This window comes from Psychroflexus aurantiacus (assembly GCF_010820555.1).
Taxonomy (GTDB): domain Bacteria; phylum Bacteroidota; class Bacteroidia; order Flavobacteriales; family Flavobacteriaceae; genus Psychroflexus; species Psychroflexus aurantiacus.
The window spans coordinates 298,419-322,489 of sequence record NZ_JAAIKD010000001.1 but is presented as its reverse complement, the minus strand read 5'-3'; the positions used below and the strand labels follow the sequence as shown (position 1 = coordinate 322,489).

Genomic DNA, 24,071 nt, shown 5'->3' with positions numbered 1-24,071 from the left:
TTATAATTAAAAACCGTGCCACGTTTAAAATTGCTGCCCTATGATAAAGTGAGTTTCCCATCCGTTTGCTCCGGTATTGCTTCCAGGAATAGGATCAAATCCATATCCAAAATCAATTCCCAGTAAACCAAATGCCGGCATAAAAATTCGCAAACCAGCACCAGCTGATCGACTCATCTCAAAAGGTGTAAAGTTTTTAAACTCGTCGAAAGTAGCTCCACCCTCTACAAAGGCAAGGCCATAGATGGAAGCTGTGGGTTTTAAGGTGATTGGATATCTCAATTCCATAGTATACTTGTGGTATATGGAGGCACCATCGTTAAAACTCTCTTCTCCTCCAACGGTTCTGGATCTTGGAAGGATAGACTGGTTAGGATAACCCCTTAGGGCCACAATCTCACGGCCATCCAGCGCAAAACCTGCTAAACCATCTCCTCCTAAGAAAAAGCGTTCAAATGGAGGAATACCTCTGTCGCTGTTATAGGCCCCTAAAAATCCATATTCAAATCGTGTTCTTAAAACCAATTTGTCGAACAGATTATTATACCAGTCTCCGCTGAATTTCACTTTGTAAAACTCAAGCCAGTTAAATCTTTGCTGATCAATTTCAGCTAAGGCATCCTGATTGTTATTCGCCAAAGCTTCATTTCGCTCTGCCCTTAACTGTCCGTAATCTACATCATTGAAGGCAGAGTAAGGCAGGGTGAATTTTACAGAAAAATCGAATTCTGAACCTCCGGTAGGGAAGATCGGATTGGTGAAGGTATTATTTCTGTTCAAGCCTACAGTAAAAGATAGGTTGTTTGAAAATCCGTTAGGAAAATTAAACAAACCTATGTTGTAATTATTCAATTGGAAATTTTGATAGCCAACGGCAGTAGATAAGGTAAAGTTTTGATCGGGTTCTCTCAAACGCTTGGCAAAACCTACATTAATACCAGAGATAGTAAAACTTCGGTCGTTGTCTGCACGCCTGGTTAAGGGGTTAAACAAAAACTGAATGGTTTGTGAAAGCGACACAGATAGCTGTACAGGTTTTTTACCTCCCAGCCAGGGCTCTACAAAAGATAAGCTGTAATTTTGAAATGCGATACTCGCCTGAGCTCTTAAGGAAAGCGATTGCCCGTCTCCCATAGGAACAGGTTTGTAGGCTTCCTTATTGAAAATGTCCTTAATGGCAAAGTTATTAAACCTCAACCCCAGGGTTCCGATGAAGCCACCGCCACCGTAACCACCTTGCAGTTCTATCTGGCTGCTGCCCTGCTCCTCAACAATATAATGCAGGTCCAGAGTCCCGGACTGTGGATCCACATTTTCGAACTTTGGCTCCAGGTTTTCAGCATTGAAAAACCCGAGCTGTCCCAGTTCCCGAATGGTATTCATAACGTCCTGTTTGCTGTATTGCTGGCCAGGCCGTGTCCTTAAATTTCTAAAAATAACATTGTCATTGGTCTTGTCATTTCCGGTGACCGTGATTTCATTGAAATAAGCAATTTTACCCTCGTTGATACGGATTTCCAGATCGATGGTATCATTGTAAATTCTGGTTTCTACGGGAGTTATGTTTGAAAATAAATAACCGCTATTTTGATACAGATTAGTCAAATCGTCTGCATCCGGCTTTTCGGCATTGGCAATTTTATTCTGTAAAATGGTTCCGTTATAAGGGTCTCCCTTACGAATCCCCATCAACTGTTGAAGCTGGGCATCTGTATAAGCTGCATTTCCAAGAAAATCGATGTTTCCAAAATAATAACGATCTCCTTCCTTGACTTCAATATTCACTTCGATATCGGTATCGGAATTTACGATCATAGAGTCGCTTATGATTCGTGCATCCCTGTAGCCCTTTTCTTTGAATTTTTTAACGATTCTCTCCTTATCGGCTTCGTAATCTTCTTCGATAAACTTGGAACGCTTCCAAAACCTCAGCAAAAATTTCTCTTTGGTATTTTTCATCATCCGCTTCACACTCCAGTCAGAAAACTCTTCGTTTCCTTCTATATTGATAGAGCTTATTTTTACTTTATCTCCAGGCTCAATATTAAGAGTCATGTTTACCAGGTTGTCGGTAGAGGTCGAGTCTATTTCGACAGGAGAGGTGGTAATGGTAGTTTTAGCATTGAGATAACCCTTTTCTCTGTATTGGTCTTCAATGGTATTTCGAAGGTTTATCAAAAAGTTTTCAGTAACCTTGGTATTTTTCTGAAGCTCGTTATCTTTTATGATATCTTCTCGTTTTCGCTTCTTGATACCCCTGACTTTGACTTCGTTAAGTTTAGGAACTTCAACAATTTCAAGCTGAAGGTCTGCCACGTCACCCTCTACGTTTTTAAGGTAGAAATTAATGTCACTAAACAAACCAAGATCCCAAAGCTTTTTTAAAACCTTGCTTATTTTGTCACCAGGAATATAAAGTTCATCCCCCGTTTTAAGTCCGGTAAAGGCGATAACCGTTTGTTCGTTATAACTGGTGGATCCTATGACTTCTATTTCTCCTAAAGTGTATTTTTTGCCAGCTGCCTCTAAAGGGGAATCCTGAGCGCTTGCCCACGCACTAAATAATATAAGGGCTAGATAAGTTATACCTCTACTTGCTCTAGCAAACAATAAGCTATACTTAAAGTTGTTCACTTGTTTTTCCAAATCTTCTTTCTCTTTTTTGGTATTCGTAAATTGCTTCAAAAAGGTTTTCTTTTCTGAAATCCGGCCAGAGAATATCTGTAAAATACAGTTCAGCATAGGCCATTTGCCAAAGTAAAAAGTTGCTGATTCGCTGCTCTCCGCTGGTGCGTATCATCAAATCTACATCTGGCAAATTTTGGGTGTAAAGATGCTTATTTATTGTAGATTCATCAATAGTTTCTGAATCTATTATGTTATTTTTTACTTTTTCACTTATTTTTTTTACGGTTTGGATCAGCTCCTCCCGGGAACCATAACTCAGGGCAAGTGTTAGAGTCATGTGATCGTGATGAGCGGTTTTCTCAATGACCTCCTGGAGTTCCTTTCTTGCTTTGGAAGGCAGATTTTCAATGCATCCAATGGCTTGAAGCTTTATCTTGTTGTCCTGTAAAGTTTTGATTTCTTCTTTTAAAGAGGAGACAAGAAGTTTCATAAGCATTTGAACTTCCATTTTGGGTCTGTTCCAGTTTTCGGTAGAAAACGCGTACAGCGTCAGATGTTTAACCCCAAGCTCTGCACAACCTTCAACAGTTTCTCTTACGGCCTTGGTCCCTTTTTCGTGACCTTTCACCCGCATTAAGCCTTTCTTTTTTGCCCAGCGTCCATTCCCATCCATGATGATGGCAATATGCTCAGGCAATTTCTCGGTTATGATGTTCGACTTAAAATCCATTTACTAAAAATTGAAGTAGCACGGCTTACGACCAAAAGTGTATGTAAGCGTTATTCCTGAAAAAATATACCAATCGTTCATATTAAAGTTTCCAAAGGTAGGATAATTTGTTTGACTGTTTATTTCTTCAGGGGCACTTCCGTCCAAATTATCTGTAAAAGTGTATCTGGCACCAAATTCTGCAGCCAATATCCAATGTCTGTTTAAAATGCCTTTGACACCAATTACCATGGGGATAGCAAAATTGGAAGTCGAATTCCCTTCTACAACGTCATTGTTTTCTACATAAAATTCATTTGTGAAAAAATAAGTAGGGCCTGTGTATAGGTAGGGTGTGACTAGCGGACGTTTTAAGGCATGTAAATCCCAGTCCAGAAAATTGAATTCGAGACCTAAAGAAAGCTCGGTAATATCCGTTTCGAAGGCATAAGCCCGAGTCCTTTTTCTGGGTTCATCGGATCTCAAATCGCTTCCGAAGGTGTTTACCTTCATAACGGTAAACCGGAAGGCGTGCCTTGGACTTCTGTTCCATTTAAAAATTCCTCCGTAAGATATTTTGTCCTGACTCAGATAATCTTTTGGATTTAAAAAGGACTGAGAACCTACATCCCCGACAAAATTTGTTCCCCCCAATATCAAACCTATTTCATAGGTTTGAGCCGGCGCGAAATGAATTCCCATGCAGAAAAAGAAGACGATTAGGCTATATCTCATATAATTTTAAAGAGTTGAAGCTATTTTCAAAGGCTTTGAAGGGTTGAATTTTGAATTCTTGTCATTTAAAAACACAGTTAAGCTGATTTTATTGTCTCAATTGCGTTTATCTTGACCCCATAACAGCTTCTTTCTTAAGGTTGTGATGAAACTGTCGTTTTGAAGCCAGATCAGTTTGATATTGAAATCCGCTTTTTTAACCCTCACGATCGTGTTTTTATCCAGACTGGCCAGTCTGGAATCCAGAGAGATAAGGTATTGATCTTCTCGTCCCGAAATTTTCAACTTAATTTCCAAATCATCCGGGATAACAAGAGGTCTTGCGTTTAGATTATGAGGAGCAATAGGGGTAATGATAAAACTTTTGGTTTGAGGAGTAACAATGGGGCCGCCGCAACTCAAAGAATATCCCGTGGAGCCCGTAGGTGTGGATATGATTATACCATCTGACCAGTAGGAATTCAAAAACTCTTCATCCAGCCAGGTTTCAATAGTAATCATGGAGGTAGTTTCCTTTCGGCTGATGGCAACATCATTGAGGGCATAAGAAAATTCATCTAATGAAAAATCTTCACCGTCCAGTTTAACTTCCAGCAGAGAGCGTTCAGATACTTTGTAGTGACCGTTCAGAATGTCTTCGATGCTTTTCTTGATTTCGTCTTTATGAATTGTCGCTAGAAATCCAAGTCGGCCCGTATTGATTCCGATAATAGGAATTTTCAATTTTTTTACAAACTTGACGGCAGATAAAATAGTTCCATCACCGCCGATGGTGAAAAATAAATCTACGGTTTCATCTAAGGTTTCAAAAGTGGTATAATCCTGTAAATTTTCAACGGACTCCTCTTTTTTAAGCAAGTTGAAATAATCTTTTTCGAAGATGACTTCAACAGCGTTGGCTTTTAAAACGTCAAGAAGCTGAGCCAGGTATTTTTCAGTTTCAGGATAAAAGGATTGACCAAATATGGCAATACGATTTGTCATAATGCTTTAAATATCTAGGTACTTATTGAGGTAATCTGAATGTTCTTTAAGGTCTTCAGCAAACAGGTCTTCGGGATGTTCACTGGCGATCTGATAATCATACCGCCTGAAGGTTTGCAGAATTTCGTTGATGCCCTGGTGCTCTACCTTCACGGTGACTTCAACCACATCCTGTGTAAGCTGACTGATGTACATGCCGGAAACCCTTGCGTTCAGGGTCTCGATAAGTTGCGCCACTTCGCTAAAGGCAAACTTTGTCCTGTCCTTTCGTAAAATCATCACTTCGCCCTCGTTGGCCACAAAGGGACTTTCGCCGAATAAATCCAGGACGTCTTCCAGCTTCATCACTCCCATGTATTTTTTGTCATGATCCAATATGGGAAGCAAATTGGTTTGATGGTTGGCAAATTCATGGATGAGATCCACGTTTGTTTTATGGATTTCTACATAGAACACTTCGATGAGGTATTTGTGTTCTGAAAGCTTTGACGTAGGCTCCAGATCGATTAAATCACCAACATGAATACTGCCTTTGAAAACACCTTTTTTGAAGACGGGCAAATGATTAAACGGTGAAGCTTCGAAGGCCGTTTTTAGTTCTGAAATCGTATCGGATACGTTTACAGGCTGTAAAGTTTGGTCTATAAAATTTTGCCAAATCATAAGTGATCTTTTGTTGCAAATTACATAAAATCCAAGCAAAGTCCCGCTTAGGATTGTATTTTTGTTTAAAAACTAACAATGATAAGACTAAGTGTTAACATAAATAAAATAGCGACTTTAAGAAACGCAAGAGGAGGAAACACACCAAATGTAGTGGAAGCCGCAAAGCGACTGGAATCTTTTGGCGCTCAGGGTATCACCGTTCATCCAAGACCAGATGAGCGTCACATTCGGTATGCTGATGTCAGAGACCTGACCAAAGTGGTGACCACCGAATTTAATATTGAAGGCAATCCCAATCAGAAATTCATAGACCTGGTCCTGGAGGCAAAACCCGCTCAGGTTACTTTAGTCCCGGATGCAGAAGATGTACTCACTTCCAATGCAGGCTGGGACACCCTTAAACACAAAGATTTTTTGACTGAAGTTATTGCCAAGTTTAAAGCGCATGGCATTAGAACTTCCGTCTTTGTAGATCCCCAAGTAGAAATGATACAGGGGGCTGCTGAAGTTGGAGCAGATAGAATCGAGTTGTATACCGAGTCTTATGCGCAAGGGTATACTGAAGACAAAATAAAAGCGATTCAGCCTTACATCATTTGTGCAGAAGAAGCCAGGCAACTTGGCTTAGGCATCAATGCGGGTCACGATTTATCGCTGGATAACATTGAGTTTTTCGCTAAGAAACTTCCGTTTTTGGATGAAGTATCCATTGGTCATGCATTAATTTCTGAAGCCCTCTACGAAGGCCTGGGGTCTGTTGTGAACTCCTATTTCAAAAAATTAAGCTAGAGGAAATCGACAAAAATCACCACTGTTTTGTGCAGGCCGATGAAAGCATTTAAGAATTATAAGACATACACATGAAATTACATTCTAAACTAAAAGGAAAGGGACAACCGCTTATTATTCTTCATGGATTTTTGGGCATGGGAGATAACTGGAAAACCCTGGCAAATGCTTATGCCAAAGAAGGCTTTGAGGTGCATCTTGTTGACCAGAGGAATCATGGGCGAAGTCCCCATGATGACGCCTTTAGTTATGATCTTCTGGCTGAAGATTTAAAGGAATACCTGAAGGAAAAAGATCTGGAGTCAGTGTCCATTATAGGGCATTCCATGGGGGGTAAAACCGCTATGAGATTTGCTACCTTATTCCCGAACCGCGTGGATAAACTCATCATCGTAGACATTGCTCCCAAATATTACGCACCACATCATCAGCAAATTCTGGAGGGCCTGACCAGGATTTCAGAAGCGAAACTCACGTCGAGGACCGATGCCGATGAGCTTTTAGCAGAATACATTTCAGAAAAAGGGGTGCGGCAGTTTTTATTAAAAAACCTCTACTGGAAAACTCAGGAGGAACTCAACCTGAGGCTCAACCTAAGTGCATTGAAACAAAACATTGAAGAGGTAGGCAAAGGTTTACCTCAAAATGCCTCCTATACCGGGAAGACCTTATTTATAAAAGGAGAAAAATCAAACTATATTCAGGAAAGTGACAAAGCAGATATCTCAAGGCATTTCCCTGATTTCGAAATTCGAGGCATTGAAAACGCAGGGCATTGGGTGCATGCTGAACAAAGAGATGCCTTTTTTGAACTTAGCTTAGACCATTTGAAATCCTAGATTGGCGTCGCTAAAGCCCTGTTTTAATCTAGTTTTAAGACTAAAAAAGGCCGCCGAATATTTTATAAAGGTTGTGGAACCTAGCACACGTTGATGTTTTTCTGCCCAGGAAAGCAGGCTGACCCTGTTAAAATACAAAAATAACTAGTCTAAAGTCAACTGGAATCTGGAATGCTCCAGGACTTTTTTCCTGGAAATCCAATACGGAATCCACTCTTCAGATTTCCACGTTTCCAACTGAGATTTATAATAGGGATGAAATACCCTTGCCGAACTCCCTCCGGCAAGAATTCCCATTATTTTTTCATCATCATTCATATCCGCCACCATTCTAAACGAACTAAACCAGCTGGTTTCAAATTCAAAATCTTTAGTTTTAACGAATGCTCCTCTGTTCAGGGTTTGATTGGATCCTGCTTTAGGCCATAACTCAGCTCCCAGTAAATCGCTTCCAAAACCTTCCGGGCGAAGCGGGCTTACAAAATGTATGCTGTGGATCCTGCCCCAGGTCCAGTCATCCTGGTTTTCACCCAAACGTTCGCTTAAAAGGGCTCTCGTTTTAAAACCAGCCTGGAGGATTAACTCTGTTCTTGTTTCTACTTCAGCAGTGTTTTTATTATCAATAAACTCATGCTGACTTAAAATGAAATCATCTACTCGCTGGTTCCAGTAATAGACGTTTTCCCAGTACATGTTTTCCAGATCATCCGGCAACTCATCATTCATCACAAGGTATAAAAGCTGGTTATACAGGACATTATACACTGCAGCTCCTACGGAATCAATGCCTTCGTTATAATCCCATTCTTCCAATAGTGAAGCAAGTTTTCTGGTGGATTTGTCCTGTTTTAAGGCGGAGATAAATAGAGGCGTAAGTAGTTCGGCTTGTTTGTTTTTGACGTCTAAGATTAATTCCCAAAAATCTTTAGCAGTGAATAGTTTGCGTTTTGAAAGTGCTTCTTTTATTCTCTGGTACCGATAATAAGGGGAGAAATGACTAGAATAGTAATAGGGATAATCATCTGGTCGGGTGTCATGGTTAGCCGTCCCAATCCAGCCTCTTTCAGGGTTCACCATATGGGGTAGGCTGTCCTTGGGAATAAATCCAGACCAGGTATCTCCCTGATTTGCTTCCGAAGGAATTTTTCCCTTTCCCTTTTTTCTGATGGGGACTAATCCTGTAGCCTGATGCATGATATTGCCTTCCACATCAGCAATAGCATAATTAAAAAACATATTGTCCATGCCCTTAAGCGCTTCTTTAAATTCAAAGGCATTTTTGGTTTCCAGTAAACTTTCAAAACCAATGGAACTGCTTTTGGTTTCTGCCAGAGACCATCTTAGGCTCACCACATCGTCCGTTAAAATATTGAATGCAGCAAAATCAGAAATCACCGGTCCGTTTTGGGTAGATCGAATCTCAAGTTCTACGCTTGCACTGTCTTTTACCTGTATGGTTTCTGTGCGTGTAGTAAAGGCTGTTTTTTCATCCTTAAGCATATAGAAATCACCATCGGTTCGTTCAATGAATAAATCCTGACTATCGCCATAGGCATTGGTTACTCCAAAGGAGACGAATTCATTTCGGCCGGAAAGCAGGCCGGGAATACCCGGAGTGGCAATGCCCACAGCTTTAAATTCTGGGCAAAATAGACCTACTGGATAAAACATGCCAGGCAGCAGTCTTGAATCTACATGCGGATCGTTAGCTAAAATCGGTTTTCCGGAGGCTGATTTTTCTCCGGAAACCGCCCAATTGTTCGACCCTAATTTAGGATTAGCCATAAACGGGTCTCTAGCCTGCTGAAAAGCTGTCTTGTTGTTGAAAGAATTGATTAAAGTTGAATCTGTACTGAAGTCTAAAGCTTTTGTCCTGTCCAAACTTATAGAAAGCGGTAAAAGTTTTGAAGCTAAATCGGTTCGTGACGCAAGATTTAAACTCAAAATTTCATCTTCCATATTTTGACTGTGAAACAGGCCTACAAAATGGGTGACAGAGAGAATCTCTTCAGGGGTTAAGGGGCTGGGCTCAATATCCAGCAAACTCAATTCCAGAGGGAATTCATCTCGCCCTGCCTTTAAGTAGTCGTTAAAGCCTTCGCAATACCAGGCTAAGGTCTGCTTCGTCTCTTGGTCGAGGTATTGGTAATGCCTTTTGGCATTCCCCACCAAATCAAGTACCCGCATTTTGATATCTGACTGTAGCATAGAATTCCCCACCAGACTCGCGCCTTCTCCTTTGATAAGCGCTCGATAAAATTCAATTTGGAACAATCGATCCTGAGCCATAACAAAACCTTGTCCGCGAAAAACATCCGCTTTAGTTTCAGCAATGATATAGGCAATGCCATGTTCATCTCTATGAATTTGGATCGGAAAGTCGTTTTTAGAAATTTTAAAAACGCCTGTTCTTTTAAAGGTATTCAGGCTTGAAAAATAAATGCTTCCTCCTATGAGCAGCAGGACTAAAACAATGAGGGTAGAAAGGATATACTTTTTCATTTTTTGGTCTTTAAATGTTAAAATGGTGTAGAAAGGCTTGTAAAGTTATAAAAAACCATAGAAGATATTTTGGGGAAGTAAAGCCTTTCAAAAATCCGCAAAAACAGATTGCTTAAGCCTTCATGATTTTAGAGGATAATTAAAATGTTAAAGATTTACAGCAAAAAGAATAAATTTAAATTTATATTTATTAAAATATTAATGTTTTTATTTTTTGAAAACTCAAAAATGAATTACAGAATAGTTTTGCTCTCGTCATGAGTGGCTAAGCTAAAAAAATATTCTTTAATTAGATCGGCTTGTAGTGTGCTCATTTTTATGGTATTATGTTCAATAATAGCTTCCTGTAGAGAAAGCTCAATGCCCTAAAATGAATAGTCTGCAGGCGAGAAGGCTAGACTTAAAATACATGATTGTTAAAAAAAACCATGTGCGAATTGTTTTTCAATTTTTATTCTCTTAATTTATTATTAAATTATTAGATTGCGTTCTAGAAAAAAATCACAAATCCTTTAACATGAAAACAGCTTTAAACTTTTTTGTATTTCTTTTATGTGCGTTCTGTTATTCGCAAACCACTATAAAAGGAACCATTACAGATGACTCTGGAATTCCTTTGCCGGGTGCAAATATATTTATCGAAGGATCAACCCGGGGAACCACTTCCGATTTTGAAGGTAAGTTTACGCTTACCACAGATCTAAATCCACCATTTGATGTGGTCGTTTCTTTTACAGGTTTCGAAAACGTTACAGTTCAAGTAACCAAGGACAATCAGGTTATAGATATACAAATGAGTGCGGGCAGTGCTTTGGATGAAGTGGTTATCTCAGCCTCTAGAACCCCTGAGCGTGTTTTTGAATCTCCAGTAACCGTTGAGCGTTTTGGAATCAAAGAGGTAAAGACCACGGCTTCTGTCGACTTCTATGGCGGACTTGAGAATTTAAAAGGAATTGATATCAATACTAACAGTTTGACGTTTAAGTCTATTAACGCCAGGGGTTTTGCAGATTTTGCAAACGCCAGGTTCATGCAGCTGGTGGATGGTATGGACAATTCAGCTCCAGCCCTTAACTTTCCCTTAGGTAACCTTATTGGTATGGTAGAAACCGATGTACAAAGCATAGAAATTTTACCAGGCGCTGCTTCTGGTCTTTATGGAGCCAATGCTTTTAATGGGATTCTTTTTATGAGAAGTAAAAACCCGTTCGATTTCCCGGGAATTCGTGGTTATGTTAAACAGGGAATGACGTCTCAGGACGCAGCTGGTGATAATCCTTATACCGACGTGGGATTGAGCGTCGCCCATAAGTTTAGCGATAAATTTGCTGCCAAATTCAATGTAGGCTATCTCAAAGGGACAGACTGGGCTGCCAATAATCGCTCCGATAAACTGAATCGAGGACTCACGAGAGATGATACCGATTATGACGGTATCAATGTTTATGGAGATGAAGTCTCCACCAACATTAGAACGGCTTCTGGTTTAGGGATTATCCCCGATGTTAATGTAAGTAGAACAGGTTATGATGAAATGGCTTTGACCAATTATAACGCTGAAAGTTTTAAAGCAGACTGGGGCTTGTACTACAGACCCTGGGGAGATGATTTTGAAATACAGTATGTAGGAAAAGTGGGGAGTGGTAATACTATTTATCAGGGTGCTAACCGGTATAACATCAAAAACTTTTTCTTACAGCAACATAAGATTGAAATCAAAAACGACAACTTTTTTGTAAGAGCTTATGTGAATGAAGATGATGCAGGAGATTCTTATGATATGGTATTTACGGGAATTAATATTAACAGGTCCTGGAAAAGTGATGCCGACTGGTTTGGCGAATACATTGAAACCTTTGCCGGAATTGAACTGTCCGGAAACCCACAGGGCTTAACCGACGAACAAAAACACGATGCAGCCAGGGCTGTAGCGGATACGGGTCGTTTATTGCCTGGAACTCCTGAATTTCAGAATGTATTCAATCAGGTCGTTCAGAATCCGGATTTAAGCGAAGGTTCGCTTTTTCAGGACAATTCCAAATTTTACCATTCAGATGCAAATTATAATTTCAGCCACCTGTGGGACTTTGCAGAAGTTCAGGTTGGAGGCTCCTTTAGATCCTATAACCTCAATTCTGACGGCACTATCTATACAGACAACGATGGACCAATCATTTATTCTGAATTTGGTGTCTACACCCAGGTTCAGAAAGATGTAGAAATTTCAGATCTTGTAAAAATGAAACTTACAGGTTCTTTGCGTTTTGACAAATCAGAATTATTTGATGGGTTCTTTTCACCTAGACTATCAGCTGGTTTTACCATTGCTGAGGATCACAACATCAGAGCGTCTTTTCAAACAGGATTTAGAAATCCTACAACACAAAATCTTTACATAGGACTGGACGTTGGTCGTGCTGTTTTGATTGGGGGAGCTTCTGATAATCCTGAGCGCTACTCCAAGGATTACAGTGTTGCTGATGGGTCATTGAGTTTATTTGGTGCCTCGGTACTTGGGTCACCTTCAGTTTCAATCAATGGAACTGGCGCCTACAACAATTCATTTACAGCAAGTTCAGTTAGTAATGATTTTTCACAGTCCGGCAATCCTGCCGATTTAGAAATTGGCAATCCTAACCTGGCACAACCAGAGCAGGTTTCTTCTTTTGAGGTGGGTTACCGTGGAAAAGCCCAAGGCTTCGTTATCGATGCTTCAGCATATTATAACATCTACCAGGATTTTCTGGCCAATGAAAATGTGATTGCTCCATTTTATGGGGATGTAGAATTAACACAAACTGTTCCGGGTACCAACATACCTTTGGCGGTGGCGGCTGTTGCTAACGGCGATTTTCAGGTCTACCAGACCTATACCAACACAGATCAGGAAGTGAGATCCTATGGCGCCGCTATAGGACTTTCGACTAAAGTTTTCAATGGCTTTGATTTGAGTGCAAACTATACCTATGCCAAGCTGGATTTTGACGTCAGCGCTAATCCAAATGTCAGAACAAACTTTAATACACCAGAGCATAAGGTGAAAGCTTCTTTTGGTAAAACCGACTTGTTAGAAAACTTTGGATTTAACCTCTCCTGGAGATGGAGTGATAACTATTTCTGGGAAGCTAATTTTGGTGATGGTGAAGTGCCTGCCTTCAATGTTTTCGATGCACAGGTGAATTATAACATACCAAAGTATAAGTCTACCCTTAAGTTGGGTGCCTCAAATTTATTACAAGACGAATATTTCACAGCCTTTGGAACTGGATTTATAGGTTCTATCTACTACTTGTCTCTAACCATCAATAATTTTTAACAACTAAAACATACAATGATGAAATATTTCAAATATATCGTTCTTTCATTTTTAGCCGTAGGTTTTATGGCTTGTGAAAATGAAGCCCTTGAAGACTTGAGAAACAGGAATGCCCAGGAAGAACCAGAACCCAAAGAAGAATTCACGCAGGGTTCTGCAAATTTCTCATTATATGTGGCTTTAGGAAACTCGCTAACGGCTGGCTTTATGGATAGTGCACTATATAAAATCGCACAGGAAAACTCAATGCCTGCGATACTGGCTGAGCGGTTTTCTACCTTAGCCGATGGCGGCACATTTACTCAGCCACTTATGAATGACAATATAGGCGGACTTTTGGCAGGAGGAAATCAGCTTCCGGGATTTAATCCCAGACTGGTCTTCGGAGGTTCGGGTCCGGTTCCTTTATCCAGTGTTGTAGGTCCTATTCAGCCAACAACCGATATACTGAGTAATAATCCGACAGGTCCTTTCAATAACCTGGGTGTACCGGGAGCAAAAAGCTTTCATTTACTCGCTCCAGGCTATGGAAATGCGAATGGAGTTTTTACCAATCCCCCTTCCGCTAATCCTTATTTTGTGAGAATGGCAAGTTCGCCACAAACTTCAGTAGTAGCTGATGCCATCGCTCAGCAACCGAGTTTCATATCCCTATGGATTGGCAATAATGATGTTCTAGGCTATGCGCTTTCCGGAGGTGACGGGTCCAATCCTATCACTCCTATGGATGGTCCTCCCGGTGTTGGTTTTCAACAATCCTATGGAGCTATTGCAGCCCTTTTAACGGCAAATATTCCAAACGTACAGGGAATTATGGCAAACATACCCAATGTGACCGCTATCCCACATTTCACTACGGTACCTCACGATCCCTTAGATCCGTCTAATCAGGAATTTGCGAGTCAAATTCCAACCCTTAACGCTATTTTTGGAGGTATAAATCAAGTGTTTGTCGCTTTGGGAGAGACGAATCGTGTGATTGAATTTTCTACGGAAGCAGCCAATCCTGTGGTTATAAATGACGAAACGCTTACTGATGTTTCAGCTCAGATTGCCGGAGCTTTAGCACCTAATCCTGAGTTTATTGCTCTGGTTCAGAGCTTTGGTTTGCCGGCTCAGGCTGCGCCTTTGGTGGCTAATTTATTAGGTGCTACCTATGGTCAGGCCAGACAGGCTACCGCTGAAGAGTTGCTGGTTCTGCCAAGTAGCTCGATTATAGGTACTGTCAATACAGACCGTGTGGCTTTTTTAATGTCTCAGGGGCTTTCTCAGCAAATTGCCGGTCAATTTTCGGTGGAAGGCATTTCACTTCCTCTGGCCGATAAATGGGTATTACTGCCGGAAGAGCAAGAGGATATCGCCACGGCTACAGCACAGTTTAATCAGGTTATCTCTGCAGTGGCCAGCTCAAATGGGTTTGCACTGCTGGATGCCAATGCCTTGCTGGACCAGCTGGCAACCTCTGGTATAGAGAGCAATGATCTTATTCTGACTTCCAATTTGGTTACCGGGGGCGCTTTTTCGCTTGACGGCGTTCATCCAACCTCCAGAGGCTATGCCTTAATCGCTAATGAAATGCTGAAAGCCATAGATGCGACTTATGGTTCCAATTTCGAAGCTTCAGGAAATCTTGTAGATGTATCCATATACAATACAAACTATTCACCTGCCCTGATCAATTAAAATAGTTTGATACCTTCTAAAAGCCTCCAGAAATGGAGGCTTTTTTTTTTGCTTCGATTTCAAAATCAGGTTTTCTTTTATAGATGATAAAAATTAGGAGGGCCTTAGCCTCGTTGTTTTTTATCAAATTATCGAAGTGAAATTTATTAATTTTATTCTCTTTTATCATTAAGTTAGTTACCAGTGCTTTAGAAACAAAAATGCGTTTTATTCAAAAAGAATGCTGTAATCCAGGCTAGGCTTATTGAAAATTGATAGATTTGCTCGCAAAACTTAGAATACTTTAAAAATAAAATTCAAAAATGAAGAACGTTTTAATTTCAGGATTGCTCCTTATGCTGGCTTCAACAGTAGCTTATGCAGGAGGTTATCGCGTAGGAGCGCAGGGACAAAGAGCTTTGGCTATGGGTCATGCCGGTGTAGGTGTAGTAAACTCTGCAGAAACTGCCTTTTTTAACCCGTCGGGTTTGGTATATCTGGAAGACAGGCTTACCGTTTCAGCCGGGGTGACAGGTGTTTTTTCTGATGTGAAATGGCAAAACACCTCCACAGGCCAGTTTGCAGAAACACAGCAGGATCCTGGAACTCCCTTTTATGTTCATGCGGCTTATAAAGTTAATGAATGGTTGAGTTTAGGCTTATCGGTTTCTACTCCTTTTGGAAGTTCTGTAGAATGGGGAAAAAACTGGGCAGGCTCTCACCTGGTCAATGATATTGAACTTGCTGCTATTTATATCCAGCCTTTGGTTTCTGTAAAATTATCGGAGCATTTCAGTATTGGTGGTGGACCTATCTTTGTTACCGGAAATGTGAATTTCAATAGAAATGCAAACCGGACCCTTACAGACGAAGAAGGCGACAGATCCAATATTACCATAGATGATTCCGGAGTAACCAATACAGGATGGAGCGCGAGTTTTATGTTTACACCTGTTGAAGAATTGAGAATAGGATTCAACTATAGATCTGAAATCCTCCTGAATTCTGAAGGGGGTGAAGCTACATTTTCCGATTTTCCAAATTCTACACTGACTCCGCAAAACGGAACCACAGCCTTTACAGCTACACTTCCTATGCCTGCAGAGTTAACCCTTGGTTTTGCCTATGAAATGAATGAGAAATGGTTGTTTGCATTCGATTATCAAAGAGTTTACTGGGAGGTTTATAATTCCCTGGATATTGATTTTGCGAACCCTGATATTCCTGCTTCAATAAATCCAAGGAATTACAAGAATGTGTCATCTTACAGATTTGGTGCTCAATTTTTAGCTACAGATAACCTGAAGTTAAGGGCTGGATATTATTTTGATGAATCACCCGTAAGGGCTCAGTATTTTGCGCCAGAAACACCAAGAAACGATGCCAATGGGTACACGGCAGGCCTTTCCCTCCAGGTTTCAGAAAAATTTGTTATCGATGCCTCTTTCCTGTACCTGAGATTTAAGGAGATTGATGCCTCTTATGATTTTTACACAGAAAATGGCCAAAATGTGCCTTTTGCAGGGACTTATAAATCCAGTGCATTTTTGCCGGGGATTGGAGTAACCTATAAATTATAATTTAAGACAATGAAAAACTATATAAAATATTTACCGTTTTTAGCTTTTGGACTCATCGCCTGTGAGCCTGAATTTGTTGAATCTATTGAAGATGGCGAGCTGTACACGGCCGGAGAAGCAGATTTCTCTAATTATGTGGCTTTGGGTAACTCCCTTACCGCGGGTTATTCTGATAATGCTTTATATATCCAGGGACAACAGAATTCTTATCCTAATATCCTAGCAGGACAGTTTGCCCTTGTAGGAGGTGGAGAATTCAATCAGCCGTTGATGGCAGACAATCTTGGAGGCTTGACCTTGAATGGTAATCAGATTGCCAACAACAGACTGGTCCTGTCGTCAAATAATGGACAGCCGGTGATTCCTCCTGCTCCTATTGCAGGTGAACCTGAAACGGAAATCACGAATAAACTGACGGGTCCTTTCAATAATATGGGGGTTCCTGGCGCGAAAAGCTATCATTTACTGGCTCCAGGCTATGGCAGTGTGGCAGGAGTTGCTACCGGGCAGGCTAATCCTTATTTTACCAGATTTTCGTCTTCAGAAAATGCCAGGGTAATTGAAGATGCCTTAGCTCAAAATCCTTCGTTCTTTTCGCTCTGGATCGGTAATAATGATATCCTGGGCTATGCAACAAGCGGAGGTACTGGTGTTGATCAAACAGGAAACGTAGACCCTACAACCTATGCTTCCAATGATATTACAGACCCTAACGTGTTTGCGGGGGCTTACAGTCAACTGATAGAGGAACTTACAGCTTCCGCTTCAGGTGGAGTGGTTTACAATATTCCAAACCTTACCGATATTCCTTTTTTCACAACTGTTCCTAACAATGCTTTGGTCCTGGATGCTCAGACAGCAGCTAATTTAACAGGTTTTTTTCAGGCCGTCGCCGGTATTTTTACCCAGGCACTCATGCAAGAAGGAGTTCCGGAAGCTCAGGCTCAGGCTATTGCAGCGCAATATGCGATTACCTTTAATGAAGGACCAAACCGGTTTATCATAGATGTTCCGGCTTCTCAAACCAACCCTCTTGGATTTAGACAAATGCAGGAAGATGAGTTATTACTGCTCACCATTGACCAGCCGGCTTTGGCTCAGGGCTACGGTTCAGTGGTACTTACTGCGGAAGTTATGCAGGTTTTAGGCCTTCTGCAACAAGGCGGAACACCTACACCCGAGCAAGCTCAGCTGGTATTGGATGCGGTAAGTGGAATTGATGATCAAGACGCTTTAGATGCAAGTGAATTACAGGCTATTTCAACAGCAAGAGTTTCTTACAATGCAACAATACAAGCTTTGGCTCAAGCTAATGGTTTGGCTTTTGTAGATGCAGACGGCTTATTGCAAGACGTTGGTCAAGGCATAAGCTTTCCGGGAGGGGTTGTGACTTCAGATTATATTTCTGGTGGCGGATTTTCACTAGACGGTGTTCACCTCACCCCTCGGGGTTATGCTTTAGTGGCCAATGAGACTTTGAGAGCGATTAACTTAACCTATGGCTCCAACTTGCCGGAAGTTAAATTGGGTACGTATGGGACCATATACTTAAGTGACAACGTTAACTAAAAACACTAATTTTTGTTTAAAAACTGCTTCAGCCTCCAAAGTTGAAGCAGTTTTTTCTATTTTAGATACCAATTTTAAACCTAACCTCATGAAAACCCTACTGCAGATTATACTTACAGGAGTTATTGTCCTTGTATTATCCAATATCCTGGGAGGTGTTTATGTCACCGATTTTTTCACGGCCATCGTTGTGGCAGCACTCCTGGCCTTGCTTAATATTTTTGTAAAACCTATTTTACTTATTCTTACCCTTCCCGTCACCGTCCTCACCTTCGGTTTGTTTCTGCTCGTCATCAATGCCTTGATTATTTTAATGGCCGATGGTCTTATCGGAGGGTTCAGCGTAGATGGATTCTGGTGGGCACTGCTGTTCAGTATTCTGCTTTCCTTTTTACAGTCCCTTATTTTTGCAGTGGCAGAACGGCCTGGAAGATAAAGCATAATTCCTTTTTATGAAATTGACAAAATCGGCAATGTTTGCCTTGTCCGTATTTACACTTTTTGGTTTTAGTGCAATCGCATATTTCATCTTGTCTTTTTCTGAAGAAGTGAAGTATTTTGAAATGTTTGTCCAGGGGAACCTACTGGAGTCTATTCCTGCCGGCTTAGGATTTGGAGCTTTTGGGGCTTTTATAGGAATTTTACTTTTGAAACTGCCAGCACTGAAGGAAACCAGCACCTTTTATGCCAATTTCTTTAAAGGACTGGAGCTGGACTGGGCCGATATCCTGTTTTACTCCTTTTGTGCAGGAGTAGGGGAAGAAATCTTATTTCGGGGTGCATTACAGCCCCTGCTGGGACTGTGGTTAACGGCCATTATTTTTGTGATTTTACACGGGTATATCACCTCCAGAGACTGGAGAAAATCCATCTATGGCATTTTCCTGATTTTCATTTCAGCCGGATTTGGTTACCTCGTGGTTTACTTCGACATTTATGCAGCCATGGCAGCTCATTTTATTTTTGATGTGATTATGTTCCTTAAAATAAGAAAGGATTCTGAGTCTTTAGTTTCTGAATCCTATTGATTTCTTTAGATTAATTTAGCGTTTTGAGCGCCCTGGCTATTCATAAAAACTTGGTAAGCAGTGAAATAAATTGTAATTTTGCACTCTTAAAAAAAATAATCCTTTAGAATGAATATAACGAGAGAAGACAAAGATCAACTGAATTCTGTAGTCAAAATCAACATCGAAAAAAACGATTACAGTCCTAAAGTAGAAAAAATACTCAAAGACTATCGTAAAACTGCAAACATCCCCGGTTTTAGAAAGGGGATGGTTCCTATGGGAATGATCAAAAAGCAGTACGGCCAGGCTGTAAGGGTTGATGAAGTGAATAAGATACTTGAAGATTCACTTACGAAGTATCTGACAGAAGAAAATCTTGATATTTTGGGGAATCCACTTCCTAAAGTTCAGGATAACCTTGACTGGGAAGCTGATGATCTTGTATTTGAGTTTGAACTTGGGCTGGCTCCGAAATTTGAGGTGACGCTTGATGCTGCAGGACCAGTGACTTACTATAATATTTCTGCAGATGATGAAATGATTGATAATCAGCTTAAAACCATTCAGCGTCAGTATGGAAAACTGGTTACGCAGGAAGAAGTCAAAGAAGGTTTTACTGTGGTGGGGACATTCCATAATGAAGAAGAAGGCATTGAAAATGAAGCGACCTTCAAAGTAGATGATATCGATGGGAAAACCAACAAGAAAGAATTATTAGGCGCTAAAGTAGGTGACCAGGTGACTTTAAAGTCAAATAAGCTTTTTAAAGATGACGAAACTTTAGCCAGACATTTAGGTGTTCAAGAAGAAAAAGCCGAAGGCTTAAAAGTAGAGCTAAGCTTTACCATTAAAGAAATAAACGAACAGGTTTTAGCTGAACTGAATCAGGAATTATTTGATAAAGCTTTTGAAAAAGGCGAAGTGACTTCAGAAAAAGAAGCCAAGGCGAAAATTGCTGAGCAGTCCAAAGACACCTTCAAACAGCAGGGAGACCAGCAGTTTTTCAATGATGTGACAGAGCATCTTATTGAAAAGGCTGATATGGAATTACCTGCAGAATTTCTTAAGAAGTGGTTACAGACCCAAGGTGAAAAACCCATGACTCCGGAAGAAGCTATTGCAGAATACGGCAAAAGCGAAAAAGGGATCAAATACCAGCTTATAGAAGCTAAAATAGCGAAAGAGAACGACATCAAGGTAGAAGTTGAAGACGTCAAAGAGGTAGCTAAAGAAAAAATAAGAATGCAGATGAGACAATTTGGTCAGATGGATTTCCCGGAAGATCAAATGGATGGAATCATTCAGAATTTAATGTCCAACCAGGAGCAGGTGAGACAGTTTTCTGAAGAAGTTATGGTTAAGAAATTACTTCAGCTGTATAAGGAGAAAATGAAGGTTGAAGAAAAAGACGTCACCTATAAGGAGTTCGTCGACACGATTTATAAATAGATCGACACAAATTTAAATATATCGCTTGAAGTTAACATTTAGTAAAAGAACAAGGCTAAGGTTTAGCTTCAGGCTATATTCGTCTTAAAATTGAGGTTACTATGAATATGGATAAAGAATTTAAAAAGTTTGCCACCAAAGATCATGGTGTCAATGCCAATTACTACGATAAGGTCATCACCAGCATGATTCCTACGGCGATGACTCCCAATATCATCGAAGAGCGCCAGATGAACGCTGTAGCTATGGATGTATTTTCCAGACTGATGATGGACCGAATCATTTTTTTAGGAACGCCTATCAATGATCAGGTGGCCAATATCATCCAAGCACAACTCCTGTTTTTAGAAAGCACAGATTCTTCTAAAGACATTCAGATTTACATCAATTCTCCTGGAGGAAGTGTATACGCTGGTTTGGGGATATACGATACCATGCAGTTTATCAAACCTGATGTGGCCACTATCAATACCGGTATTGCCGCTTCTATGGGAGCTGTGCTGCTTTGTGCGGGAACGTCAGGAAAACGCAGTGGTCTGCCACACTCCAGAGTGATGATACACCAGCCTATGGGTGGAGCCCAGGGACAGGCAGATGATATTGAAATTACAGCAAAACAAATCGTTCTTTTGAAAGAAGAACTTTACAAAATCATTTCCAAGCATTCCGGAAAATCCTACGATACGGTTTATGAAGACGGCGATAGAGATTTCTGGATGAAAGCAGATGCTGCTAAAGACTACGGAATGATAGATGAAATATTGACAAGAGAGTAAATTATGGCCAAAGAAGAGTTAGAATGTTCGTTTTGCGGACGTAAAAAAGCAGAGACCAACTTGCTCATTGCAGGATTGGATGCACATATTTGCGACCGATGTATTGAACAGGCTCACGGAATTGTTTTAGAAGAATCCAAGCAGGATAGTACCGAGGAACTTACTTCAGAATTGAAGCTGAGAAAACCTAAAGCTATCAAAGACTTTTTGGATCAATACGTGATTGGTCAAGACCAGACCAAAAAGGTCATGTCTGTTGCTGTGTATAACCATTACAAGCGCTTATTACAGCCAAAATCCAACGATGATATTGAAATTCAAAAAAGTAATATCGTCATGGCAGGTCAAACCGGTACAGGTAAAACCTTAGTAGCGAAAACCATTGCCAAGATGCTGAATGTGCCTCTAGCCATTGTGGATGCCACAGTGCTTACTGAAGCAGGTTATGTTGGTGAAGATGTGGAGACGATTTTGACCAAGCTTTTAGCCGCTGCAGATTATAATGTCGAAAAGGCTGAACACGGGATTGTTTTTATTGATGAAATAGATAAAATTGCCAGGAAGAGTGATAACCCTTCCATTACCAGAGATGTAAGTGGAGAAGGGGTGCAGCAGGCTTTGCTTAAACTTTTGGAAGGAACGACAGTCAATGTTCCGCCTAAAGGAGGACGGAAGCATCCGGATCAAAAATTTATTGAAGTCAATACAGAAAATATATTGTTTATCGCCGGCGGTGCCTTCGACGGGATTGAAAAAAACATCTCCAAACGTTTGAATATGCAGGCGGTTGGTTATGGGGCCTCTAAACTTGGAGAAAGTGTGGATAAGGAAAATATTCTGCAGTACATCATCCCCAAAGATTTAAAGGATTACGGACTTATTCCTGAAATTATTGGGCGTTTGCCTGTACTAACTTATATGGATCCCTTAGATAAAGAGACCTTAAGACTGATTTTGACCGAGCCTAAAAATGCGATCATCAAGCAATATCAGAAGTTATTTGAAATGGATAATATCGATTTTCAAATTACAGATGGTGCATTGGATTTCATTGTTGAAAAAGCCCTGGAATATAAACTTGGTGCCAGAGGACTGCGTTCGCTTTGTGAAGCCATTCTCACAGATGCCATGTTCGACATGCCCGAGGGCAATGAAACAGAGCTGAAGGTTACTAAATCCTATGCTGAAAAGGCCCTGGAAAAAACAAGCCTTAGAAAATTAAAGGCAGTGAGTTAGACACGTGCTGTTCTGAAAATATATAGCCTCATCAATTCGTTTTGATGAGGTTTTTTTATATAATAAATCCCTATTTTTAAAATCCATATTAAATTCAGTTCCATGAAACCTACTTTTCAGCTCATCGCCTTTCTTATGACGTGTTCTTTATTCGCCCAGGATTTTGCGGTCCTGCCTCAAAAAAGTCAATCTGAAGTCATCGATCAATGGCTTGAGGAACGCCTGGAAACCGTCTTGCCGGAACTGATGGAACGCTCAGGCATCGACATGTGGCTGGTGATTTCCAGAGAGTATAATGAAGATCCCGTCATCAAGACGCTTTTGCCAAGCACCTGGCTGGCTGCACGGCGAAGAACCATACTGCTGATGTACAAGCCAGGTCCCGGCCCTGAAGTAGAGAAGCTTGCGGTGGCCAGGTACGACGTTGGTACTCAGTTCAAAAAAGCCTGGAATCCGGAAGAGCAGCCTAACCAATGGAAGCGCCTGGTGGAATTGATCAAAGAGCGCAATCCTGAAAAAATAGGCATTGACATCTCTGAAGATTTTGGTCATGCCGACGGGCTCAACCATACGGAATACGAGTTGCTTTTAGAAAATTTACCCAAGTCATTTCATAAGAAACTGACTTCTGCAGAAGGCCTGGCTGTAGGATGGCTGGAAACCAGGACAGCTTCAGAACTGGCAACTTACAAACACATTCAGGGGATTGCTCACGATATCATTCAGCAGGGCCTGTCTGAGGCCATAATCACTCCGGGTGTAACCAGCACCACCGATGTGGTATGGTGGTACAGAGACAGAATAGAGGAATTAGGTCTGGAAACCTGGTTTCATCCCACGGTGGATATTCAGAGATCCACTGCCGAAAGCAAAGAACACCTGAGAACCTTCGATAACAATCCCAAGCCGGAAGTCATCAGACCCGGGGATGTGCTGCACATCGACTTCGGCATTACCTATCTGAGGCTGAACACAGATACTCAGCAACTGGCTTATGTTTTAAAAGCAGACGAAAAAGAAGTGCCACCGTATCTGGTTGAGGCCTTAAGCGTGGGGAATCGTTTGCAGGATATCTTAACGGCCAATTTTAAAACCGGGCGCACAGGGAACGACATTTTGAAAGCGGCCAGAACGCAAATGCAAGCCGAGGGAATCAACGGGACCATCTATACCCATCCTATGGGCTATCATGGTCACGCTGCCGGACCCACTATAGGCATGTGGGATAATCAGGGACAGGTTCCCGGATCCGGAGATTATCAGTTATATCCAAACACGGTCTATGCGATCGAACTCAATGCTGAAGTTTATCTCGAGGAATGGCAAAAGCCAATTCGCGTCATGCTGGAAGAGGGAGCGCATTTCGACGGGGATAAGGTGGTGTATTTAAACGGAAGACAGAAGGAATTTTTAACTATTCCAAGACAGAAATCTTACTTAAATGAATAAAAAATTGAATTTTATTTAGGTTTCGGCTTGTTTAATCAAAATTAATTTTAATTTAGCCGCATATCCTATTAGAAATGTCAACACGTTTTTATTTTTATTTCAACTTTTATTTTGCTGATTCAGCGAAACGGGGTTGATATGAATTAAATTCAGTATCAAAATATTCAAAGCC

18 protein-coding genes are annotated in these 24,071 nt (G+C 40.9%); 12 read left to right on the top strand and 6 right to left on the bottom strand.

Annotated elements, in window-relative coordinates; all coding sequences use genetic code 11:
- Nucleotides 1–24: 24 nt before the first annotated feature.
- From G3567_RS01365 to G3567_RS01345, 5 genes are all read right to left on the bottom strand, one after another.
- The gene (locus G3567_RS01365; RefSeq protein ID WP_164003404.1) at nucleotides 25–2,685 is read right to left on the bottom strand and encodes a BamA/OMP85 family outer membrane protein; all 2,661 of its coding nucleotides are present in this window, start codon (nucleotides 2,683–2,685) and stop codon (nucleotides 25–27) included.
- Nucleotides 2,621–3,358, bottom strand: coding sequence for an isoprenyl transferase (locus tag G3567_RS01360; RefSeq protein ID WP_164003402.1), 738 nt, complete (start codon nucleotides 3,356–3,358; stop codon nucleotides 2,621–2,623). Before G3567_RS01360 ends, G3567_RS01365 begins: the two co-directional genes overlap by 65 nt.
- A gap of 3 nt (nucleotides 3,359–3,361) precedes the next feature.
- A complete protein-coding gene (gene porG, locus G3567_RS01355; protein WP_164003400.1) occupies nucleotides 3,362–4,072 on the bottom strand; it encodes a type IX secretion system protein PorG in 711 nt (236 codons plus the stop codon).
- Between the two features lie 96 nt (nucleotides 4,073–4,168).
- Complete coding sequence (locus G3567_RS01350) at nucleotides 4,169–5,056, bottom strand: NAD kinase (protein ID WP_164003399.1); 888 nt, start codon at nucleotides 5,054–5,056, stop codon at nucleotides 4,169–4,171.
- A 6-nt stretch (nucleotides 5,057–5,062) separates the two neighbouring features.
- Entirely contained in the window at nucleotides 5,063–5,719 is a 657-nt protein-coding gene (locus G3567_RS01345) for a CBS domain-containing protein (protein WP_164003397.1), read from the bottom strand.
- A 78-nt stretch (nucleotides 5,720–5,797) separates the two neighbouring features.
- Between G3567_RS01345 and G3567_RS01340 the strand changes: the two genes are divergently transcribed.
- Both G3567_RS01340 and G3567_RS01335 read left to right on the top strand, forming a co-directional pair.
- Nucleotides 5,798–6,511, top strand: coding sequence for a pyridoxine 5'-phosphate synthase (locus tag G3567_RS01340; RefSeq protein ID WP_164003395.1), 714 nt, complete (start codon nucleotides 5,798–5,800; stop codon nucleotides 6,509–6,511).
- Between the two features lie 71 nt (nucleotides 6,512–6,582).
- Entirely contained in the window at nucleotides 6,583–7,350 is a 768-nt protein-coding gene (locus G3567_RS01335) for an alpha/beta fold hydrolase (RefSeq protein ID WP_164003393.1), read from the top strand.
- Nucleotides 7,351–7,494: 144 nt separating this feature from the next.
- Here G3567_RS01335 and G3567_RS01330 read toward each other — a convergent pair whose 3' ends face one another.
- Nucleotides 7,495–9,852 (bottom strand): penicillin acylase family protein, encoded by a 2,358-nt coding sequence (locus G3567_RS01330; RefSeq protein WP_164003391.1) that lies wholly within the window; start codon nucleotides 9,850–9,852, stop codon nucleotides 7,495–7,497.
- Nucleotides 9,853–10,369: 517 nt separating this feature from the next.
- On the opposite strand from G3567_RS01330, the gene G3567_RS01325 reads away from it, so the two are divergent.
- The 10 genes from G3567_RS01325 to G3567_RS01280 all read left to right on the top strand — a co-directional run bounded on the left by G3567_RS01325 (nucleotide 10,370) and on the right by G3567_RS01280 (nucleotide 23,899).
- Nucleotides 10,370–13,168: a TonB-dependent receptor gene (locus G3567_RS01325; RefSeq protein WP_164003389.1), complete on the top strand. Its 2,799-nt coding sequence runs from the start codon at nucleotides 10,370–10,372 to the stop codon at nucleotides 13,166–13,168.
- Nucleotides 13,169–13,183: 15 nt separating this feature from the next.
- Entirely contained in the window at nucleotides 13,184–14,851 is a 1,668-nt protein-coding gene (locus G3567_RS01320) for a G-D-S-L family lipolytic protein (RefSeq protein ID WP_317164151.1), read from the top strand.
- 302 nt (nucleotides 14,852–15,153) lie between these two features.
- On the top strand, nucleotides 15,154–16,410 hold the full coding sequence (locus tag G3567_RS01315) for an OmpP1/FadL family transporter (RefSeq protein ID WP_164003387.1): 1,257 nt from the start codon (nucleotides 15,154–15,156) through the stop codon (nucleotides 16,408–16,410).
- A 9-nt stretch (nucleotides 16,411–16,419) separates the two neighbouring features.
- Nucleotides 16,420–17,979 (top strand): SGNH/GDSL hydrolase family protein, encoded by a 1,560-nt coding sequence (locus G3567_RS01310; RefSeq protein WP_164003385.1) that lies wholly within the window; start codon nucleotides 16,420–16,422, stop codon nucleotides 17,977–17,979.
- Nucleotides 17,980–18,067: 88 nt separating this feature from the next.
- Complete coding sequence (locus G3567_RS01305; protein WP_164003384.1) at nucleotides 18,068–18,415, top strand: phage holin family protein; 348 nt, start codon at nucleotides 18,068–18,070, stop codon at nucleotides 18,413–18,415.
- Between the two features lie 16 nt (nucleotides 18,416–18,431).
- Nucleotides 18,432–19,007, top strand: a complete 576-nt coding sequence (locus tag G3567_RS01300) for a CPBP family intramembrane glutamic endopeptidase (RefSeq protein ID WP_164003382.1) — start codon at nucleotides 18,432–18,434, stop codon at nucleotides 19,005–19,007.
- 108 nt (nucleotides 19,008–19,115) lie between these two features.
- Nucleotides 19,116–20,438: a trigger factor gene (gene tig / locus G3567_RS01295; RefSeq protein WP_164003381.1), complete on the top strand. Its 1,323-nt coding sequence runs from the start codon at nucleotides 19,116–19,118 to the stop codon at nucleotides 20,436–20,438.
- A 101-nt stretch (nucleotides 20,439–20,539) separates the two neighbouring features.
- Nucleotides 20,540–21,214 carry an ATP-dependent Clp protease proteolytic subunit gene (locus tag G3567_RS01290; protein ID WP_164003378.1) on the top strand — a complete coding sequence of 225 codons (675 nt, stop codon included), beginning with the start codon at nucleotides 20,540–20,542 and terminating at the stop codon, nucleotides 21,212–21,214.
- 3 nt (nucleotides 21,215–21,217) lie between these two features.
- Nucleotides 21,218–22,450, top strand: coding sequence for an ATP-dependent Clp protease ATP-binding subunit ClpX (clpX, locus tag G3567_RS01285; protein ID WP_164003377.1), 1,233 nt, complete (start codon nucleotides 21,218–21,220; stop codon nucleotides 22,448–22,450).
- Nucleotides 22,451–22,552: 102 nt separating this feature from the next.
- Nucleotides 22,553–23,899 (top strand): M24 family metallopeptidase, encoded by a 1,347-nt coding sequence (locus G3567_RS01280; protein ID WP_164003375.1) that lies wholly within the window; start codon nucleotides 22,553–22,555, stop codon nucleotides 23,897–23,899.
- Nucleotides 23,900–24,071: the final 172 nt, after the last annotated feature.

Bases quoted from the DNA above. Each gene is read 5' to 3' on its own strand.
- G3567_RS01330 (WP_164003391.1), bottom strand. From the start codon at position 9,852: ATGAAAAAGTATATCCTTTCTACCCTCATTGTTTTAGTCCTGCTGCTC.
- G3567_RS01315 (WP_164003387.1), top strand. From the start codon at position 15,154: ATGAAGAACGTTTTAATTTCAGGATTGCTCCTTATGCTGGCTTCAACA.
- G3567_RS01335 (WP_164003393.1), top strand. From the start codon at position 6,583: ATGAAATTACATTCTAAACTAAAAGGAAAGGGACAACCGCTTATTATT.
- G3567_RS01280 (WP_164003375.1), top strand. From the start codon at position 22,553: ATGAAACCTACTTTTCAGCTCATCGCCTTTCTTATGACGTGTTCTTTA.
- G3567_RS01345 (WP_164003397.1), bottom strand. From the start codon at position 5,719: ATGATTTGGCAAAATTTTATAGACCAAACTTTACAGCCTGTAAACGTA.
- G3567_RS01305 (WP_164003384.1), top strand. From the start codon at position 18,068: ATGAAAACCCTACTGCAGATTATACTTACAGGAGTTATTGTCCTTGTA.
- G3567_RS01310 (WP_164003385.1), top strand. From the start codon at position 16,420: ATGAAAAACTATATAAAATATTTACCGTTTTTAGCTTTTGGACTCATC.
- G3567_RS01360 (WP_164003402.1), bottom strand. From the start codon at position 3,358: ATGGATTTTAAGTCGAACATCATAACCGAGAAATTGCCTGAGCATATT.
- tig (WP_164003381.1), top strand. From the start codon at position 19,116: ATGAATATAACGAGAGAAGACAAAGATCAACTGAATTCTGTAGTCAAA.
- G3567_RS01325 (WP_164003389.1), top strand. From the start codon at position 10,370: ATGAAAACAGCTTTAAACTTTTTTGTATTTCTTTTATGTGCGTTCTGT.
- G3567_RS01290 (WP_164003378.1), top strand. From the start codon at position 20,540: ATGAATATGGATAAAGAATTTAAAAAGTTTGCCACCAAAGATCATGGT.
- G3567_RS01340 (WP_164003395.1), top strand. From the start codon at position 5,798: ATGATAAGACTAAGTGTTAACATAAATAAAATAGCGACTTTAAGAAAC.
- porG (WP_164003400.1), bottom strand. From the start codon at position 4,072: ATGAGATATAGCCTAATCGTCTTCTTTTTCTGCATGGGAATTCATTTC.
- G3567_RS01320 (WP_317164151.1), top strand. From the start codon at position 13,184: ATGATGAAATATTTCAAATATATCGTTCTTTCATTTTTAGCCGTAGGT.
- clpX (WP_164003377.1), top strand. From the start codon at position 21,218: ATGGCCAAAGAAGAGTTAGAATGTTCGTTTTGCGGACGTAAAAAAGCA.
- G3567_RS01300 (WP_164003382.1), top strand. From the start codon at position 18,432: ATGAAATTGACAAAATCGGCAATGTTTGCCTTGTCCGTATTTACACTT.
- G3567_RS01350 (WP_164003399.1), bottom strand. From the start codon at position 5,056: ATGACAAATCGTATTGCCATATTTGGTCAATCCTTTTATCCTGAAACT.